14 protein-coding genes and 1 other RNA gene are annotated in these 18774 nt (G+C 60.8%); 10 read left to right on the top strand and 5 right to left on the bottom strand.

The window, feature by feature from the left end; all coding sequences use genetic code 11:
- Window positions 1–142 precede the first annotated feature (142 nt).
- Complete coding sequence (locus AB4Y89_RS21970; protein WP_442303083.1) at window positions 143–1234, bottom strand: Rieske 2Fe-2S domain-containing protein; 1092 nt, start codon at window positions 1232–1234, stop codon at window positions 143–145.
- A 223-nt stretch (window positions 1235–1457) separates the two neighbouring features.
- On the opposite strand from AB4Y89_RS21970, the gene AB4Y89_RS21965 reads away from it, so the two are divergent.
- Complete coding sequence (locus AB4Y89_RS21965; protein ID WP_442303082.1) at window positions 1458–3386, top strand: ArnT family glycosyltransferase; 1929 nt, start codon at window positions 1458–1460, stop codon at window positions 3384–3386.
- Window positions 3387–3399: 13 nt separating this feature from the next.
- Here the strand turns inward: AB4Y89_RS21965 and hpnI are convergent, their stop codons facing one another.
- From hpnI to AB4Y89_RS21950, 3 genes are all read right to left on the bottom strand, one after another.
- Window positions 3400–4560 carry a bacteriohopanetetrol glucosamine biosynthesis glycosyltransferase HpnI gene (hpnI, locus tag AB4Y89_RS21960; protein ID WP_442303081.1) on the bottom strand — a complete coding sequence of 387 codons (1161 nt, stop codon included), beginning with the start codon at window positions 4558–4560 and terminating at the stop codon, window positions 3400–3402.
- Between the two features lie 269 nt (window positions 4561–4829).
- Window positions 4830–6077 carry an ABC transporter permease gene (locus AB4Y89_RS21955; protein ID WP_442303080.1) on the bottom strand — a complete coding sequence of 416 codons (1248 nt, stop codon included), beginning with the start codon at window positions 6075–6077 and terminating at the stop codon, window positions 4830–4832.
- Window positions 6078–7304 carry an ABC transporter permease gene (locus AB4Y89_RS21950; RefSeq protein ID WP_442303079.1) on the bottom strand — a complete coding sequence of 409 codons (1227 nt, stop codon included), beginning with the start codon at window positions 7302–7304 and terminating at the stop codon, window positions 6078–6080.
- 150 nt (window positions 7305–7454) lie between these two features.
- Here AB4Y89_RS21950 and rnpB point away from each other — a divergent pair.
- The 8 genes from rnpB to hemB all read left to right on the top strand — a co-directional run bounded on the left by rnpB (window position 7455) and on the right by hemB (window position 14289).
- An RNA gene (rnpB, locus tag AB4Y89_RS21945) (RNase P RNA component class A) lies at window positions 7455–7881 on the top strand.
- A 360-nt stretch (window positions 7882–8241) separates the two neighbouring features.
- Window positions 8242–8811: a biotin transporter BioY gene (locus AB4Y89_RS21940; protein WP_442303078.1), complete on the top strand. Its 570-nt coding sequence runs from the start codon at window positions 8242–8244 to the stop codon at window positions 8809–8811.
- A gap of 14 nt (window positions 8812–8825) precedes the next feature.
- A complete protein-coding gene (locus AB4Y89_RS21935; protein ID WP_442303077.1) occupies window positions 8826–9245 on the top strand; it encodes a DUF1284 domain-containing protein in 420 nt (139 codons plus the stop codon).
- A gap of 263 nt (window positions 9246–9508) precedes the next feature.
- The gene (locus tag AB4Y89_RS21930) at window positions 9509–9895 is read left to right on the top strand and encodes a PadR family transcriptional regulator (protein WP_442303076.1); all 387 of its coding nucleotides are present in this window, start codon (window positions 9509–9511) and stop codon (window positions 9893–9895) included.
- A gap of 5 nt (window positions 9896–9900) precedes the next feature.
- Entirely contained in the window at window positions 9901–10944 is a 1044-nt protein-coding gene (locus AB4Y89_RS21925) for a hypothetical protein (protein ID WP_442303075.1), read from the top strand.
- 164 nt (window positions 10945–11108) lie between these two features.
- A complete protein-coding gene (locus AB4Y89_RS21920) occupies window positions 11109–12467 on the top strand; it encodes an ethanolamine ammonia-lyase subunit EutB (RefSeq protein ID WP_442303074.1) in 1359 nt (452 codons plus the stop codon).
- Entirely contained in the window at window positions 12464–13198 is a 735-nt protein-coding gene (gene eutC / locus AB4Y89_RS21915) for an ethanolamine ammonia-lyase subunit EutC (RefSeq protein WP_442303073.1), read from the top strand. Before AB4Y89_RS21920 ends, eutC begins: the two co-directional genes overlap by 4 nt.
- Before the next feature lie 92 nt (window positions 13199–13290).
- Entirely contained in the window at window positions 13291–14289 is a 999-nt protein-coding gene (hemB, locus tag AB4Y89_RS21910; RefSeq protein WP_442303072.1) for a porphobilinogen synthase, read from the top strand.
- A 168-nt stretch (window positions 14290–14457) separates the two neighbouring features.
- Here hemB and AB4Y89_RS21905 read toward each other — a convergent pair whose 3' ends face one another.
- Complete coding sequence (locus AB4Y89_RS21905) at window positions 14458–15006, bottom strand: hypothetical protein (protein ID WP_442303071.1); 549 nt, start codon at window positions 15004–15006, stop codon at window positions 14458–14460.
- A gap of 113 nt (window positions 15007–15119) precedes the next feature.
- Here AB4Y89_RS21905 and AB4Y89_RS21900 point away from each other — a divergent pair, with 113 nt between their 5' ends.
- Complete coding sequence (locus tag AB4Y89_RS21900) at window positions 15120–18605, top strand: endonuclease MutS2 (protein ID WP_442303070.1); 3486 nt, start codon at window positions 15120–15122, stop codon at window positions 18603–18605.
- The last annotated feature ends 169 nt before the right edge of the window (window positions 18606–18774 follow it).

Below are 18774 nucleotides of genomic sequence, written 5' to 3'. Positions count from 1 at the left end.
TCTATGTTAGCAATGTGCATATCCCGCGTCAAACTAACCTGACACAAGATTTACATGCATTTGACGCGGATTTAAGCGCGACCTGCGGAAAGAATCAACCTGTGGGGTTCACCATAGGCGTCGAGCCCTATCTTTTGATAGGTCAGCTCCTCCAATGCAGCTCCACCGGACCCGGAAGCGGATGTTCTCCCTCGCCAGAAAGCCGCCGCTGTTTCAGGGCGAAATACCATTTCGCAGGTTTGTCGGCGTCGTCGATCAGCATCATAGCCGGCCGGAAACGCAAACCCTCCGCCTGTTCCATCATCGTTTCCTGGTCCTGGCGGACAAAACGCTTGCCAAACCACATGGCGATGGGCCGCACGATCGGCAACCAGGTCAGCATGCTCCAGGCCGCAATCACATCGATCCGGCAGGTGGAGGCGGTAACCGGCGTAACCGTTGTCAGCGAGGCGAACCAGTGGGTGATCTCGCCGTTCTTTCTGGCCACCACCGTCTCAAATCGCCGGTTCGGCAGGGAAAAATCGATTGTCGTTTCCGGTTTTCCTATTAATTTGTAGGGGGCCGAGTTCGACGAGGGCGTGTGCGGCGACATCCGGAAGCCGTCCGCAATCGGCTCAAAGTGCTTGGTCTTCTCGTGAATGCTCGCGGCGCTACGCCACCACCAGGCACGGTGCACAAAGGGGCCATGCGCCGGGTCCATCAGGCCGATGATGCCGTGGTCCACATTGCACGGCAGGTCCGCCTGCAGATGCGCTGTCGTAAACCGGGGGCCAAACTTCGGCAGCTCCGGGACAGGCGGCAGGCTGGCAGGCACCCGGTTTTCGCCCGGTTTGGGGACGTAGACCCAGGCGTAGCCGTCCTGCTCCACGCAGGGATAGGCTCCGGCGAAGATCTTGCCGGGCTGCAGCGTGTCAAATTGCGTCAGCGACGGGATTTCGGCGCACTGGCCGCCGCAGGGCTCGAACTTCCAGCCGTGGTACTTGCACTGGACGTGTTCGCCGTCGAACCAGCCGGCCGAAAGCGGAATGCCGCGGTGGGGGCAGAGATCGCGCATGGCGAAGATGCGGCCGTCGTTTTTGCGTCCCAGCAGCAGCGGAACACCCAGCAGCAGCGAGGTCGTGGTCTTTCCCTTGCGCAGCAGATCGCTGCGGAGCGCCGGGTACCAGTCACCGAAGATCAGCTCGGTCGGGGGACCTTCGACATTGGCCAAAAGACTGTCATTGCGCAACTTCATCCGAGCCTGAGGCTACACCATCCCGGCCGTAGAGTAGTTCTCCTAAAAGTCTAGAGCGGAGTATCGGGGCCCCCAGCGAACTCGTTCGCTGGGGTGAAGTTCTGGCTGTCTGCGCGGTTTTCCTGCGAAGAAAACGGCATTCACTGATTTATCCAACGCCACATCATTAGGAGAACTGCTCTAAAGGCAGAGTAATGCGGCACACATACACTGAAGGGAAGCCATGCGTGAGATCGCCCCCTCTACCCGACGTCTGCTGTGGCTCTTCGCCCTTTGGGCTGTCTTTTATGGCAGTTTTACGCTATTTACCCCACCTTTGCTGGACGATGCCGACTCGGTCCACGCCGAGGTAGCGCGCGAGATGGTGCAGCGGCACGACTGGGTGACGCTGTACGCCAACGGCATCCGGTACCTGGAAAAGGCGCCGATCCTGTACTGGTCAATGGCGGCTTCGATAAAGCTGTTCGGGGCCTATGCCGCCGCCGCCAGAGTTCCTATGGCATTGATGGTGCTGGGCTTAGCTGCGGCTGCCTGGGCATTTGGGCGGTTGCTGGCTGGGCACGAGCGCTCCGGGTTCTACGCGGCGATCGTGCTGCTCTCGAGCTTCGGCATCTTCATCTTCAGCCGGATCCTGCTGCCTGACGTAGCGGTCTGCCTGTGGCTGACGCTGGCGATGTTCTGTTTCTGGCAGACGGAGAAGATCGACTTCACCGACGCGGAGCACGGATGGGGCGGGCAACGTCGCACCCAGCCGGTGGTCTGGTGCTGGGGTTTCGCGGCCTGCTGCGCCCTGGGGGTTCTGACCAAAGGGTTGATCGGCATGGTCTTTCCCATCCTCATCGGCGGGGCCTATCTGCTGCTTACGCGCGGAGTGAAAGGGGGGCTGGTCCGCCTTTGGCAGCTTCGGCCTATCAGCTCGCTGCTGGTCTTTCTGGCTGTGGCGGCGCCGTGGCATGTTCTGATCGCGCGGGCGAACCCGAGCCAGGGGCATCCCGGCGGCCTTATCCGTCTGAACGGACACTGGTTTGTCCCGGAGCCTACGCTGGGCAATGTGCATGGGTGGACCTGGTTCTACTTCATGAACGAGCACGTGCTGCGGTACATGAACCTGCGCGTGCCGCGCGACTATGACACCGTGCCCCTCTGGCTCTTCTGGCTGCTGGTGCTGGTCTGGCTGTTGCCCTGGTCGGTGTTTCTGTTCCCGGCTCTGAAGCGGATTCGGCTGCGGGAACGGACAGAAGCCGGGCGGGCGAAGCTGTTTCTTGCCGTGTGGGCGGCGGTGCCGATGCTCTTCTTCAGCTTCTCCACCCGGCAGGAGTACTACGTGCTCCCTGTACTGCCCGCTCTGGCGCTACTGATCGGATGGTGGATGCACGATGAAGCAACGGAGGCCGAGAGCTTTGCTGTTCCCCAGCCACTGGTCGCTGCCGGGCAGCGTGCCGCTACGGCTTTGTTCGTCATCGGCGTCGTGGTGATGCTGGCCTGCGGCCTGCTTCTGCTGAATGCAAAACAGCCTGCTCCGGGCACTGATATTGCATCCCTGCTGCAGCAGAATCCTGGTGACTACGCCCTGTCGTTTGGGCACTTCCTCGACCTGAACGCGGCGGCAATGGGAATGTTCGCCGGCCCCTTGGGTCTGACCGCCATCGCCTTCGGTGTGGGTAGCGCGATGGCATGGTGGAAGCGGCGGCAGTTCGAACCGCATCACTCAAACCTCTGGATCGCGACGTTAGCTTTCACCTTCCTGCTGGCGGCGCATACGGGACTCCGCTTCTTCGCTCCGGCACTGAGTTCCAAACAGTTGGCGGATGCCATCAAAGACGAAGTCCAACCGAACGATCTGATTGTGATCCACGGCGAGTACGAGGCCGGATCGACGCTGGGCTTCTATCTCCAAAGGAACGATATCCATATCTTCGAAGGACACAGCGCGAACCTCTGGTACGGCTCGTTCTTCACCGATGCTCCAAAGATCTTCGAAGACGAGGCTTCGCTGAAAGCGAAGTGGAAGAGCCCGCAACGAATCTTCCTATGGGCCGAGAGTGGCAAGGTCCCGGCATTCCTCGGGAAAGACTACGTCGTCGTAATCGAGAGCGGCGGAAAGCTGTTGATCGCGAACTACGCAATGAAAACTGAATCATTCAATCATTGAATAATTGAATGATTCAATTTGCTCGAATCAATTTGCCCTTATCCAGCTTGAACCGTTCGCCGCGCCACTCGATGGTGTCATCAAGCAGTCCGAAGAGCCAAAGCAGAAGGCAGGCGACGTCCTTGAAGGGGATGACCCAGAGGTCACGCAACACCTGGCCGTCGCGCAGCACTCCGACACCGATCGTCAGGCAAACAGTCATACGGGCCAGAAGAGCCATGGAGAGCAATGAAAAACTCCAGAGATCGAAGCCGCTGGCGATGACGGTCGCCACCGCCCACGGAACGCAATATGTGGTGGGCAACCCGAAGTAGCCGCCGGGACGGGCATCACGCACGGTGCGATACCAGCGGAGCTGATGTGTCCAGTAGCCTGAGGCGTCGTATTGCGGTACAGAGGTGTCGACCACCTCATCGGAGAGCACGACCTTATATCCGGCCTGGCTGATGCGAAGCCCGAGTTCGTAGTCATCGGCGAGATACTCCACAATCGATTCCAGACCTCCAATCTCTTCGATAATCCGCTTGCGTGTTGCCAGCGTAGCGCCCAGCCCGAAGCGAATACCCTTTTCCAAACGGCGTGCAGTCAGCAGACCGGGAATGAAGTCGCAGGAGACGCCCAGAGCTTCAAACTTCGCCCATAGCGTCGCGCCGCGTGCAGCAGTGACGACGCGATAGGCACAGGTCACCATGCCGATGCGGACGTTATCGAAGGGCGAGAGAACACGAGCCAGGTAGCGCGGCGAGACGACGATATCCGCATCGTTGATGACGATGTACTCGTGGCGTGCATGCGGCAGCATCTGCGCCAGGTTGCTCACCTTGCCGCTGGTGCCCAGACGCAACGGACAATGCACCAGCACGATATCCATCTCAGGGAACTCGGCTTGCAGCCGGTGTACCTCGGCAACCGCGGGGTCGCCCATGTCAGAGACACCGAAGAGCAGTTGCACCGGTCCAGCATATTGCTGGGTGCAGTGGCTGGCAAAGGCCGCATACAGCTTCGGGTCAACGCCCTTGAGCGGCTTCATCACCGTGACGCCGGGAGCAAACTCCGGACGCTTGGCCGTCCGCCAGAAACGGACAAAGTCACGCGTGCCCCACAGGGCCAGAAGCGAAAAGGCAATACCTGCCAGCGTGAGCAGGGCGAAAAAGATCGCGATCCCGAGAGCCATTATGGTTAGGGTAATTGGTCCGGAGAGAAACGAGTTGCTGGTTGCTGGTTGCTGGTTGCTGGTTGCTGGTTCCTAGTTGCGTCGCGATCGCGCTGGCAGCCACGAAGCTGGGTGCCCCATTCATGCGTAGCATGAGTGGGATGAATCGCGCTTTGCGCGATCCGTTTTTCCTTCTTGCGCAACACTGCCCACGGGCGTTGTTTTGACTGTCACTAATGCAGCTCGGCCGAACTAGCAACCAGGAACTAGCAACCAGCAACTGCTCTGCGCTACTCGTAGCGCAGAGCGTCAATGGGGTTCAGATTCGCAGCTTTCCACGCCGGGTAAATCCCGAAGACCAGGCCGATGCCGCAGGAGCCGATAAAGGCGACGATGATCCAGATCGGCGAGATGCTGACCGGGACAATGAAGTGAAGCAGGCTGGCGAGGATGCCACCTACGGTGATGCCGATGAAGCCGCCGACCGCGCACAGCGTGATCGCCTCCAGCGTGAACTGAGAGAGGATCGTCTTCTTGGTGGCTCCGATGGCCTTGCGTACGCCGATCTCGCGCGTGCGTTCGGTGACGGAGACCAGCATGATATTCATCACGCCAACGCCGCCGACCATCAGGCCGACGGAGGAGAGGCCGAACATCAGGGCGAAGAGACCGCCCGTGATCTGCGACCACAGACGTGTGATCGAGTCTGAGGAGAAGATGGCGAAGTTGTCGTCCTTGTTGTTCGGCACCTTACGGCGGCGGCGCAGCATGTCGCGCAGCTCGTCTTCGACCAGCGAACGGTTCTTCTGGTCGTCGTACTTCACGCTGACCCAATAGTCGAGCACCTCGGGATGCAGCTTGTGGAAGGTATTCAGCGGAACATAGGCATAGTTGTCTTGCGGATTCTTTCCACCGCCGACGAGCGACTTCTGCTTGTCCATCACACCGATCACCGTGAAGGAGCGGCCTTCCAGCGAGATCTCCTGGCCGAGCGGATTTTCGCCGGGGAAGAGGCCCGCGGCCGTGTCGTGCCCTAGCACGACGACGTCGGAGGCGCGCTCTTCCTCTGTGTCCGTGAACATGCGCCCGGCCGTCATGTTGTAGTCGTAGACGTCTTTGACGGCGGCGGTATCGCCTTCAATCGAGACCGACTGCACCTTGCGGCTCTTGTATTTGGCGGTGACGTTGCCTTCGTTGAACTGGAAGTTGGTATAGCGCAGGCCCGGCGAAACGGCGGCGACGTGCGGCAGATCCTTCATTGCCATGGCGTCTTCGTAGGTCAGCTGCTTGCGCGTCAGCATCTCAGTCGAGGGCCGGCCGAAGCCGAACTCGAAACGAAAGACCCACAGCACATTGGTGCCAAAGCTGGCGACCGCGTCCGAGACCTGGCCGTTGAGGCCATTGATCACAGACGAGATCAGAATCACAGTGGAGACACCGATGACGATGCCAAGAATGGTGAGGCCGCTGCGCAGCTTGTTGGCGCGCAGCGTGTCCAGCGCCATAGTAACGGTCTCTTTGAAGTCGCCAAGGTTCATTTAGAGCTCCGACCGCAGCGCAACGATGGGATCAAGCATGGCTGCCTTTCTTGCGGGATAGACGCCGAAGAACAGACCGACGGCGGTGGCGACAAACAGGCCGGCGAAGATACTCCAGACGGCGAGCGATGAAGGGAAACCGAGGGCCGCGGTGACGCCCTGCGCGACACCGATGCCTCCGATGACGCCAAAGACACCGCCGACCAGCGAGAGTGTCGCGCTCTCGATCAGGAACTGCAGCATCACGTCGTTCCGCTTGGCTCCAAGCGCCTTGCGGACCCCAATCTCGCGCGTGCGTTCGGTAACCGAGACCAGCATGATGTTCATGATGACGATGCCGCCGACCACCAGCGAGACACCGGCAATGGCGACGGCCACGGCTTCAAAGCCGCCGGCGATCTGGTTCCACAGGCCAACGAAGCTGTCGTTGGTGTCGAGGTTGAAGTCATCCTCCTGGCCCGGGCGGTTGTGGCGCTCGCTGCGCATCAACGTGCGGACCTCTTCCACGGCGGCGTTCAGCGGCTCGCCCGTGGATCCGGCCTTCGCGTAGATGGTGACGGTCTTCGCGGTACCGTAGCTGCGCTGGTAGGCGGTGATGGGGATAGCGACCCAGTTGTCCTGACTGGCCCCGAAGCTCTTGCCCTGCTTCTCGCCAACACCGATCACCGTGTATGGAACCCCATCGACGCGAATCTCCTGCCCGAGCGGGTCATTGCCGCCGAGGACGTTGTCCTGAATGTCGGTCCCAATGATGGCGACGTGCGAGTTGTGCTCCTCCTCCGTCGGTGTAAAGCTGCGCCCCGACACAATGTTGAGGTTGTACATAGGCGGCATGGAGGCGGTCCATCCGCGGATGTCGGTATCAGTGGTGGAGTGTGTGCCGGAGACGACCTTGCCGGTCGCGCTCTGGAGTGCGCCCACGGCCTGGCAGCGATGGCAGTGCTCCATGACGAACTGGTAGTCCTCCAGGCGGATGATCTTCCGCTTCTGGAACTTCGAGTACTCGTCGTACGAGGAGATGACGCGCGGCTGCTTGCTCACGGTAAAGACGTCGGCGCCGTAGCGGTAGATCTTTTCGGCGACGTAGACGTTGGCGCCGTTGACCAGGGTGACGACAGCAATCACCGAGCCCACACCGATAACCACGCCGAGCAGCGTGAGTATGGAACGGAGCTTATTGGCCCACAGCGATTGCAGGGCGATCTTGATGGCTTCGCGGAATTCCATGGGTGGGTGATCTTTGTTCGATAAGGGTACGTCAGAAACACGGCAGAAGTTTCGTTGGATTGCTCTCCCGGTGGGTATATTCCAGAGCTTCCTCATTCCAGGGGCGTTTTTCGCGATGAAAACGGGAAAACGCTCTAGAATGAAGGGAGCAGATGGGGCCGGATGGTCGCTGCCGGCTTCGGCTGGGAGAGGAAAGTCCGAACTCCGCAGGGCAGTGTGCCGGATAACGTCCGGGACTGCATCGTCAAGGGTGCAGGACGGCTAGTGCCACAGAGAAGATACCGCCCCGGGTAACCGGGGTAAGGGTGAAAAGGTGCGGTAAGAGCGCACCGCGCAGTCAGTAATGGCTGTGGCAGGGTAAACCCCACACGGAGCAAGACCAAATAGGCGGGGAGATGGCTCAAGACCCAAATGGGGCCATCGCGTGCCGGCCCGGCACGTTAAGGTGGGTTCCCGATGCGGTTCGCCGCAAAGGGCCGAAACTCGCGGGTAGGTTGCTGTTGAGTGTCCGCAGTAATGCGGCGCCTAGAGGAATGACCGTCTAGAACAGAATTCGGCTTACGGGCCTTGTCTGCAAAACACGGCCCCGGGACATGGATGTGTTCCGGGGCCGCCATCTTTTGAGTTGAAAGTTCCAGGTTGAAAGTTGAAGACGTACGACGGTGGAGGCCTGGGTGTGCCGACACATTCAGACAAGCCATACACCGGGTGCCCCAGGTCCCCATAGGGACATGGGTATTCGCGCTATGCGCGAACCGTTTTTTGTGTCTTTGCATCGTGTGGCGACTTCTATCTCCCACACCCATGCAGCACGTCTTCAACTTTCAACTTCCCTGTGCCATGAATACGGCATCGTGTGACGACTCTGTCTCCCACACCACTACCGTACGTCTTCAACCTCTTTCCCCTTCCGGGGAAAAGAGAGACAATCATCCCCATGGAACTTCGCGCTCGCCTCTCTCCGTTCGTTGATGCCGGAACCAACACGCTGACCCGCTCCGTCGTAAAGGTCGCTCTGGGAACACTCTTCCTGGCGGCTTCGTCGTGGCTGGCCGTGCCCATGTTCCCGGTGCCGATCACCATGCAGACCTATGCGGTGCTGGTGGTAGGAGCTCTCTTCGGCGCGCGGCTGGGAACCATTACCGTGCTGGCGTGGCTGGCGGAAGCAGTGATCGGGCTGCCGGTGCTGGCGCACGGCGCGGCCGGTGTCGCCGTGTTTATGGGACCGACTGCCGGTTACCTCGCAAGCTTCCCGGTGACGGCTGCCTTTATCGGCTGGCTCACTGACCGCAAGTGGATCAACGGCGTTGCCGCCAATCTGGGCGCAATGTTGACGGGCAACGTCATCAACCTGGGTATGGGAGCCGCATGGCTGGCCACTCTGGTGGGCTGGAACAAGGCCATCGCCGCGGGCGTGATGCCCTTCGTCGTCGGCGCTTTGGTGAAGGCCGGTCTGGCGACCGCTACGGTGATGGCGGCGCGGCGTACCTTCAAGCCCGCAGCCTGAAGGCAGGAAATCTCATGATTCGTCTGCGTCCGCATCATCTGCTGTGCATGCTGACGTACAAGGGCGAGGGCTACTCGCCGGAGTTTATTGCGAACTTCGACCGGCTTATCCGGCAGCTTGCTGCCGGCGGTGAGCCGGTCGAAATCGTCTCCGGCCCGGACGACATCTGCGCCCCTCTGGTCGCCGGCGGCGACTGCCACTGCTTCAACGAAAGCGTCCTGGAACGCGACCAGAAAGCAGCCCGGCAGCTCTCTCCCCTGCTGGGAGAGCCGGTTGTTCCCGGAGCCGTTCTGGAGCTGACCGGCGCCCGTCTGGCCATGCTACGCACCGCCTTCCGCAATGGAGACATCCGCGCAGCCTGCGAAGACTGTCCCTGGAAAGAACTCTGCGACGGGATCTCCGGCAGTGGCTTCACGGGAGTGAAGCTGACCTGAAGAGTTGAAAGTTCCAAGTTGAAAGTTGAAGCCGTACAGTAGTGCAAGCTATAGATTCCGTGCCATCAATGCCTTCCAGTTTCAGCGTGCAACCTCGATAACGTCCCGTCGAGAAAGTTACGTCTTCAACTTTCAACTTCTGAATCGAGCCGCGTTGCTAATTTTCGGCGCGGCCTTTCCGACCACCCGTACCGTACGTTTTCAACTCTGGAAAGTACTTGACGCCACACACTGTACATGACACAGTATGTGGTGTACAGGGTATGAATACCATTCTCCCCAACCCCGAAGTTGCCGAAAGCCTCACGCTGGAGCTGCGCCGCGGCTCGTTAGTGCTGGCCGTCCTGGCGGCGCTGCAGCAGGAGCACTACGGCTACACCCTGCGCAAGGCGCTGGCCGAGCGCGGGTTGGAGATGGAAGAGAGCACGCTGTATCCGCTGCTGCGGCGGCTGGAGACACAGGGTCTGCTCACCAGCGAGTGGCGCGAGGAAGACAAACGCCGCAAGCGGTTCTATCGCCTGTCAGCAGCCGGAGTCACAGTCTTCGAAAAGCTGCTCGCCGAGTACGTAGGGCTGAGCTCTGCCCTGGAACGGATTCTTAGCTCGTCCGCACGGATTCTTGCTTCATCTGCTGTTGTCACCAAGGAGTGACCGCCATGAACCAGCCCAAGACCGAACCGATCTATCCATCCACCACGTTTGCCCTACTGATGCCGTACCTCGCAGCCGTCGGCAAGCATCTCCCCACCCACCGCAAGAACGACATCCTGGCTGAGCTGGGTGCGAATCTGCTGGATGCCATGGAAGACCGTGAGGAAGAGTTCGGGCATCCCTTGACGCTGGAAGAACAGGCCGCAACGTTGCGGGCACATGGACATCCGTTCGAGGTGGCGATGCGCTACCAGCCGCAGCGGGCGCTGATCGGTCCACTGTTCGGGATCTACTGGTACACRCTCAAACGCGCAACTCCCCTGGTGATTCTGTTTGCCTTCGCGACTCAGATGATGCTGGCATTTGTGAGCCCCGAATCTGGAAGCCTGATGTACCGCCTGGGCGTGGTACCGTATGTGCTCTTTCTTTTTTGGGCGGTAGCCACCGCCGTCTTCGCTGGTCTGGACTACGGTGTAACGCACTACGTCGGAGCCAGGCGGCTTACGGCACAATGGGATCCGATGAAGCTGCTGCAAGAGCAGCCCCGGCCTGTACTGCATGGCGTCGCGCCGAAGTATCCGATTGTGGACCTGATCGCGGATGCAGCAGCGCTCTTATGGCTGGTGGCGGTGCCGCATTTCCCCGTACTGTTATTCTTCGGGCCCGCAGCCCGTCTCTTCCACATCGAAGCCACACCCATCTGGCACCGCATGTTTGCGCCTATCGCTGCGCTGCTGCTTACCCGGCTTGTACTGAAGGCGATTGCGATCGGCAGTCGGCATTCGGCCCGAAGGACTGGTTTGCTCTATGTGGCGGCTGACCTGTGCTCTGTCGTGGCGCTCGCGCTCCTCGTACTTCCAGGAGAGGCGTTGTTCACCATCACTGCGGGCGTCCCTGCCGAGACAGAGACGGGAATTCAGTTCGGCATCATGATGGGGCTCAGAGTAGCTTTAGTCGCAGCTTCGCTGGCCGCGGCGTGGAAGCTGTGGCAGGCCATGCGTCTCAGTGGTCCGGCAGATGGAGTACGCGGTACCGCGGTCTGCCTGTAACGCCGGTTTATAACCAGGGCGACGGAGCATTTTCCCTGTAGGTGTAGAGTAGGGTTTCTGTATCTATGGGCGTTTTCCGCAAAGAAAACGCCGCTGCACACCTCCTCCGGGCTACCTAGCAACAGGGAAAATGCTCTAGCCGCATTGCTACACTCGGGGCAATCGTGCAACTGCAACACACCATCGGCGGTACGACCTACGGTTTTCGCGATCTGAAGGATCTGCTGGCGAAGGCGACCCCATTGCGCTCCGGCGATGAGCTTGCCGCCGTCGCTGCAAGCTCGGCCGTCGAACGCGCCGCCGCGCAGATGGCGTTGGCCGATCTTCCCCTGCGTACTTTTCTGGAAGAAACCCTTGTCCCCTACGAAGAGGATGAGGTGACGCGGCTGATCGCCGACAGCCACGATCCTGTGGCCTTCGCTCCGGTCAGCAGCTTGACCGTGGGTGGGTTCCGCGACTGGCTGTTGTCAGACGAAGCGACAAGCGACGTCCTGTCGGGACTGGCCACAGGCCTCACCCCCGAGATGGTTGCCGCCGTCAGCAAGCTGATGCGGGTCCAGGACCTGGTTGCTGCAGCACGTAAGATCCAGGTGGTCTCGCGCTTCCGGACGACGATTGGCCTGGCAGGGACACTCTCGACGCGGCTGCAGCCGAATCACCCAACGGATGACGTCGTCGGCATCGCGGCATCGATCCTCGATGGCCTGTTGCTCGGTTCCGGCGATGCCGTCATCGGCATCAACCCCGCCACTGACAATGTGGAAACCACCGCGACCCTGCTGCGACTAATCGATGCAGTGCGGGAGCGGTATGCCATTCCCACGCAGAGCTGTGTCCTGGCGCACGTGACCACGCAGATGGCAGCCATCGAGCGCGGAGCTCCGCTGGATCTGGTCTTTCAATCGATTGCGGGAACAGAGAAGGCGAATGCGTCCTTCGGCATCACGCTGGCAATGCTGGATGAGGCGCATGCAATGGTGCGGGAGCTTGGTCGCGGCGGCGAGAACCTGATGTACTTCGAGACCGGGCAGGGCTCGGCACTCTCCGCCGAGGCGCATCACGGCATGGACCAGCAGACCTGCGAGGCCCGGGCGTACGCCGTGGCACGTCGCTACAAGCCGCTACTGGTGAATACCGTCGTCGGCTTTATCGGGCCGGAATATCTCTATGACGGGAAGCAGATCCTGCGCGCGGGCCTGGAAGATCACTTCTGCGGCAAGCTGCTGGGGCTGCCGATGGGCTGCGACGTCTGCTACACCAACCACGCCGAGGCCGACCAGGACGACATGGACACCCTGCTGACGATGCTGGGCGCGGCAGGAGTGAACTACATCATGGGCGTCCCTGGAGCGGACGATGTGATGTTGCAGTACCAGAGCACCTCCTTTCACGACGCGCTCTATCTGCGGCAGGTGCTCGGCCTGAAGCCCGCGCCGGAGTTTGAAGCCTGGCTCGCGGGCGATCATGCAGCAAGGTTGGCAGAGGCAAGTCCTCTGCATCTCACTGCCGGAGGGGGTGCATGACACAAGCTCTGAGCACGCTACGTCGCTACACACCGGCGCGAGTGGCGCTGCCATCCACCGGTGTGAGCCTCGCGACCAGCGAGGTGCTGGCCTTCCAGTTGGCGCACGCACAGGCACGCGATGCCGTCCATGTGCCGCTGCATCTTCCGAGTCTCGCACTGCGCCTGCAGCAGGAGGCAGGTGTCTCACAGGTGCTGCAGCTAACCACATCTGCACCCGATCGGGCACAGTATCTTCGAAACCCCGGCCTGGGGCGGAAGCTGAGCGACGCCTCTCGCACCCAGCTCGTGCACGGAGCACATGACCTCGCAATTGTGGTCGCGGATGGATTGTCGGCATTGGCAGTAGAACGGCACGCGGTTGAGACACTGGCTGCCCTGCTGCCGATGCTTGCCGGATGGGCTCTGGCCCCGATCGTCCTGCTGACCCAGGCTCGCGTTGCGGTCGCGGATGAAGTAGGTGAGTGCCTGGGAGCGAAGTGCTCGTTGATACTGATCGGCGAGCGGCCAGGGCTGTCATCGGCAGATTCGCTGGGAGCGTACCTGACCTGGAATCCGCGTGTAGGAAAGACCGACGCAGACCGCAACTGCATCTCGAATATCCGCTACGGCGGTCTGGAGCCAAAGGCAGCCGCTGCGAAGATCTTCTGGTATCTGCAGGAAGCAAAGCGGTTGGGTTTGAGCGGAACGGTTCTTAAAGACGGTGGAATCGTTGAATTGTTGAATAGTTGAATGGTGAGGCTGCGGCCTCAGCCGATTGGTGGAACCATTCAACTATTCAACCATTCAACTAACCAACCAGACGAGCCACTAAAATCTAAGGTATGGAGTTTCCTATCACCCGAATGCGCCGTCTTCGCCGTACCGCGGCGATGCGCTCGCTGGTCCGTGAGACCCATCTCCGTCCCGGCATGCTCTTGTATCCGCTCTTCATCTGTCCAGGAGAAGGTGTACGGAAGCCCATCTCTTCCATGCCCGATGTCTTCAACCTCTCCATCGATGAGGCGTTGAAGGAAGCGCATGAGTGCGCAAAGCTCGGCATCGGCGGTCTGCTGCTCTTCGGCCTGCCCGAGAGCAAGGATGAAGCCGGTACCGGCGGTTACGCCGAGGACGGCATCGTGCAGCGGGCGATCCGCGCCATCAAGGCCGACCGTGCGCTGGATGGGCTGCTGGTGATCTCCGATGTCTGCATGTGCGAGTACACCTCGCATGGACACTGCGGCATCATCGCGCGTGAGGGCGACCACTATCACGTCGACAACGACGCAACCATCGAGTTGCTGGCGAAGACCGCGGTCTCACACGCGAAGGCGGGCGCGGACATCGTTGCGCCGTCCGACATGATGGATGGCCGCGTCGAAGCCATTCGCGAAGAACTGGATATCGAAGGCTTCACCGAGGTGCCCATCCTCAGCTATGCGGCCAAGTTTGCTTCGGCGTTCTACGGGCCCTTCCGCGAGGCTGCCGATTCTGCGCCGCAGTTCGGCGATCGCCGGACCTACCAGATGGACGCGGCGAATCCGCGGGAAGCCATGCGCGAGATTGAGCTGGACCTGATGGAGGGCGCGGACATGATCCTGATGAAGCCAGCGGGCGCTTACCTGGACATCATCCTCGCCGCCCGCGAACGCTTCGAGGTGCCTATCGGCGCCTACCAGGTCTCGGGCGAATACTCCATGCTCTGCGCAGCCTTCGAAAAGGGATGGCTGGAGCGCGAGCGGACCATCCTGGAAAGCCTGCTGGCCATCCACCGCTCCGGCGCGGACTTTATCTTTACGTACTTTGCAAAAGAAGCAGCGAGGCTGCTTCGCAGCAGTTCGTAAGTGCTGGTTGCTGGTGTCTTGAGTCCAAAGCAGTCTCCCCACCACGTCGTGTCATCCTGAGCGTATGCGAAGGACCTGCTTCTAGTTGAGCCACCGATCTCGGTGCCTGCCAAGAAAGCAGGTCCTTCGCTACGCTCAGGATGACAACGCGAAAACTCCGGCAACTAGTCAATCCACCGCAATCGCGTCATACTCAACACCCGAAGCAGAAGGCGCCAGCACCCACAGGGTATAGATCCCTAGCGCGGTACCGAACGGAAACTTCAGCAGCGCCAACACGCCAAAAACAATGGCAAGCACGCGCCCCCAGGGCTTGCGTTGCAGCAGACTCCAGCAGACCAGTGCGGCCGCTCCGGCCATCACCAAGGTGGTGGCAAAGATGAACGGCATCATGGCATGAAAGAAGGGCATCTGCAGCGGCGAGGATCTCCAGCCAAAGAAGTGCGAGCGCATCATGACGTTGGCGAACGCCAGACCGAGAAAGACGCTGACGACGCGGTACGCGGCGAAGATGCCCCACAGCACGGCAAGGGTCTGCAGGTGCCGCGGCACACGCGGAATGTAAGGCACGCCATAAGCCATCGGAACTCCGGCCGGCGCGGGTTGAGGTGCAGCGCCAGGCTGAGAGGTAGCTTGTGCAGCGGGTTGAGGAGCTCCGCAACGGGAGCAGAAACCGCCGGCAGCGGCAGTAGGGGAACCACAGGTAGCGCAGGTCATTGTTCGCGCCTCCTTTTGAACCAGTCAGAGATACGCAGCGAAGAGACGACGAGTTCCGTTGCGGGGAATTCTACTCCCGTGCACTATAGGCGAAGCTCACGATGGAGCGGCCGATGCGTTTCATGATCATGCGTTGCAGCAGCCTCTGCATTCTGTTGTTGGGATTTATGACTGGAGCCTTGGCACAGGATGCGCCGGTCATTCGGCGTGAGGCCACGCTTGTCCTTGTACCGGTGCTGGTGACGGACAAAGACGGTTTGCTGCCGGAGCCATTGACCGCAAAGGACTTCGCCCTCACCGACGACGGTACGGCGATGAATCTCCATCTGGAAGATCGCTCGTCGCAGCCCCTGGCGGTGCTGATCGTGATGCAGACCGGCGGACGGGCGCCGCGACAGTTCCGTAACTACCGCGGTTTGGAGACCATGCTCGATTACATGACCGGTTCAGCCGACCGCAGCTTCGGCCTGCTGACCTTCGACAGCAAACCGGAAGGGATGCTGCGCTTCTCCCACGATGTCGGCAAGCTGCACGAGGCCATCGCCTCACCCGAGCCCGGCGATCACGGCGCCGCAATCCTCGATGCGGTAAACACCGGCATCGACCTGCTGGCCGCACTGCCGCCCGCAACGCGCAAGGTAGTCCTGCTGCTCAGCCAGCCGCAGGACACCGCTAGTAAGACACCGGTCGACACGGTATTGCGCAGGATGAGCGAGAACAACGTTGAGATCTACTCTCTAACGTTCTCGCCGGAGAAGACCGAGTTGATGGATTCACTGAAGGGCGATCGTTACGTGAATCCTCCATACAAACTGTCGCCGCTGGTTCCACCTGTCTTGTACACGCTCGATCTGGGTAAGCCTTTGGGAATGGCCTTCCGAGCCTTACAGGAGAATGCGGCGTCCGAGGTGGCTTCGCTCTCCGGCGGAGAATACCTCCGCTTCGACGACAAAGCCGATCTGGAGCGGCAGATGGCCATCCTCGCCAATCATCTGCCAAACCGCTATCTTTTGAGCTTCCAACCGGTTTCCGGCAAAGAAGGTTTGCATCGGATTGAGGTACGAATACCGGCGCACCCGGAGCTGACTGTGCATGCGCGCAACGCCTATTGGTCGACCGCATCTACCCCCAGCGCATCTACCCCAACGCATCTACCCCAACGCATCTACCATAGAGAAGTGAGTATCTTACGCGAGACGAGTGCGGCGGCCCTGGAGTGGCAGCGGCTGCGGGAACAGATGGCGCGTCTGACGGGTTCAGCAGCGGGACGCGAGCGTGTGCTTGCCCTCGAGCCCTCGACCGATGCCGCCTGGATCGCACAGCAGCAGGACTGTATCGCCGAGGTTAGGCTGTATCTCGCAACCGGCGCTGCGTTCTATTTCACTGCTGTCTTTGCCCCAGGCTCCATGCTGGAGAAGGCGCGGATTCCGGGCGCTGCGCTGGAGCCGGCAGAGCTTCTTCAGGTACTGGCGCTGTCAGAGCTGATGGAAGAGTGGCGCGCCGTCGCGCAGCTGGAAGAGCCATGGAAGGCAATCGCGGAGATCTCGCTTCCGGTAACGCAGGCATACCTCGCTCCGTTGCTTCATGCCCTGCGTGGCAAGATCGAGCCCGACGGCTCGCTGAGTGACGATGCCTCACCGGAGCTGGCGCGGCTGCGCAACGCCATCGCACGCCAGCATCGTGCCATTGAGGAATCGCTACGCCGCAGCCTGCGCGCCATCAGTGAATCCGGAGCAGCCCAGGAAGAGCTGATCACGCTCCGGGGCGAACGCTTCGTGATCCCGGTCAAGACCGAACAGCGCCGAAAGGTGCCGGGTGTTATCCATGGCTCCAGCTCCAGCGGACAGACTGTCTTCGTCGAGCCGTTGGAGACCGTCGAAAGCAACAATGAATTGCTGCGTCTTCTGGATGAAGAGCAGGCCGAGGTGCATCGCATCCTGGTCGCGATGACGCGCGCCGTAGGCGACCATGCTGCATCGCTCGAATCAGGTGCGGAGGTATTAACGGAACTCGATGCTCTCTTTGCCGGTGCGCGCTTCGCGCAGACACTGGATTGTGTCCGTCCTGAGTTCGTCGAGCATGAGATTGCGGTGAAGGCGGCGCGGCATCCGCTCCTGGACCTGCGGTTGAAGTCTGAAGGTGGAAGCGTAGTTCCGCTATCGCTGTCGCTGGAAGACGGAGCGCGACAGTTGATCATCAGCGGACCGAACACCGGCGGAAAGACCGTCTCCCTCAAAACCGTTGGCCTGCTTGCGCTGATGGCGCAGGCGGGTCTGCCGGTGCCGGCCGAAGAGGCAAAGCTTCCGATCTTCGCAGCGGTCTATGCCGATATTGGTGACGCCCAGTCGATCGAGCGCAATCTTTCGACCTTCTCGGCACACATGACCAACCTCGATCGCATCACGCGTGAGGCCGATGCCTCCTCGCTGGTGCTTCTGGACGAGCTTGGCTCGGCGACCGACCCCGAGGAAGGTGCGGCGCTGGCCGTGGCTATCAGCGGACACTTTCTGCGTATGCGCGCCTGGAGCCTGGTGACTACTCACTTGAACTCCATGAAGATCTACGCCGCCACGAACGAGGGCGTGGTTAATGCAGCGGTCGGTTTCGATGAAGAGACGCTTGCTCCGACGTACACATTGCGTATGGGGATTCCTGGAGCATCCGCCGGTATCAACATCGCGCAGCGCATCGGCCTGCAGCCGGAGATCATCGCCGCTGCGCGTAACCAGCTCGACCATCAGACTGCCGACATCGGCCGCTTCATCGACCAGTTGCACATGCAGCTCGCCGCGGCCAATGAAGAGCGCGAAGCACTCCGCAAACGCGAGCTCGCACTGGAACGCGAGAAGCAGCGGCTGGAAGCAGAGGGCCGCAACGAACAGCGGCAGAAGGCGCGCGAGCTCGAGGGCAAGCTGGCTTCGTTGATGAAAGACTTTGAGCACCAGATGCGCGAGGCTGCCGGAGCGATCGCCGACAAGGCAGCGAGCCAGAAGCTGGCCAAGGAGACGGAGCGCCGGCTGGCGCGGCTGAAGCGCGAGTTCTCCGAACAGTTCAATGCAACTGTTGTTGCTCACATCAGCGGCGCCGACAAGAAGGATCCGAACGCGCAGCCGCACGTGGTGAAGTCGATCAACGTCGGCGATACGGTCAAGCTGCGCACGCTGGGCCGCGAGGTACGTGTCGACCGCGAGGTTTCCTCGAATGTCTTCGAGGTCAGCATGGGACCGATGAAGATGCGGGTGCAGCGTGACGACATCGCCGAAGTGGTGCGACGAGCGCCTGCCGAGACGCCGTTACAGGCGGCAAAGCGCAAGGGCGGCGTGACGGTAGCGATGCAGACCGATCCCGACATTACCCCACGCGAGATCAACGTCATCGGCCGCACAGCCGACGAAGCCCAGGACGAAGTGGAACGCTTCCTCGACCAGGCCTTCCTCGCCGGTCTGCCCTCCATCCGCGTCGTCCACGGAACCGGCATGGGCATCCTCCGCCGCACCCTGCGCGACTACCTGCGGCGACATCCACACGTAGCCAACGTTACCGAGCCTCCGTACAACGAGGGCGGTCAGGGAGCCACTGTCGTTGAACTACGCTTGTAGCGAAGTTCAACGACAAGTTGCTGGTTGCTAGGGCGTATCGACATATTCACTTCCGCTGCGGGAGAGTTTTTGTTGCAGTTTTTGCATGGGAGTATTGCGCTACGAGCTGACCGATGCTCAGTGGAATCGGATAGAAGGGTTGTTGCCAGGCCGAGCGGGTCATGTGGGC

The organism is Terriglobus sp. 2YAB30_2, from assembly GCF_052114765.1.
Taxonomy (GTDB): Bacteria; Acidobacteriota; Terriglobia; order Terriglobales; family Acidobacteriaceae; genus Terriglobus.
Note: the sequence above shows the minus strand (reverse complement) of the source record. Positions and strands in the feature narration are given on the sequence as shown.

Excerpts from the sequence above, each read along its gene's own strand:
- AB4Y89_RS21970 (WP_442303083.1), bottom strand. The coding sequence starts at position 1,234 with ATGAAGTTGCGCAATGACAGTCTTTTGGCCAATGTCGAAGGTCCCCCG.
- AB4Y89_RS21965 (WP_442303082.1), top strand. The coding sequence starts at position 1,458 with ATGCGTGAGATCGCCCCCTCTACCCGACGTCTGCTGTGGCTCTTCGCC.
- hpnI (WP_442303081.1), bottom strand. The coding sequence starts at position 4,560 with ATGGCTCTCGGGATCGCGATCTTTTTCGCCCTGCTCACGCTGGCAGGT.
- AB4Y89_RS21955 (WP_442303080.1), bottom strand. The coding sequence starts at position 6,077 with ATGAACCTTGGCGACTTCAAAGAGACCGTTACTATGGCGCTGGACACG.
- AB4Y89_RS21950 (WP_442303079.1), bottom strand. The coding sequence starts at position 7,304 with ATGGAATTCCGCGAAGCCATCAAGATCGCCCTGCAATCGCTGTGGGCC.
- AB4Y89_RS21940 (WP_442303078.1), top strand. The coding sequence starts at position 8,242 with ATGGAACTTCGCGCTCGCCTCTCTCCGTTCGTTGATGCCGGAACCAAC.
- AB4Y89_RS21935 (WP_442303077.1), top strand. The coding sequence starts at position 8,826 with ATGATTCGTCTGCGTCCGCATCATCTGCTGTGCATGCTGACGTACAAG.
- AB4Y89_RS21930 (WP_442303076.1), top strand. The coding sequence starts at position 9,509 with ATGAATACCATTCTCCCCAACCCCGAAGTTGCCGAAAGCCTCACGCTG.
- eutC (WP_442303073.1), top strand. The coding sequence starts at position 12,464 with ATGACACAAGCTCTGAGCACGCTACGTCGCTACACACCGGCGCGAGTG.
- hemB (WP_442303072.1), top strand. The coding sequence starts at position 13,291 with ATGGAGTTTCCTATCACCCGAATGCGCCGTCTTCGCCGTACCGCGGCG.
- AB4Y89_RS21905 (WP_442303071.1), bottom strand. The coding sequence starts at position 15,006 with ATGACCTGCGCTACCTGTGGTTCCCCTACTGCCGCTGCCGGCGGTTTC.
- AB4Y89_RS21900 (WP_442303070.1), top strand. The coding sequence starts at position 15,120 with ATGCGTTTCATGATCATGCGTTGCAGCAGCCTCTGCATTCTGTTGTTG.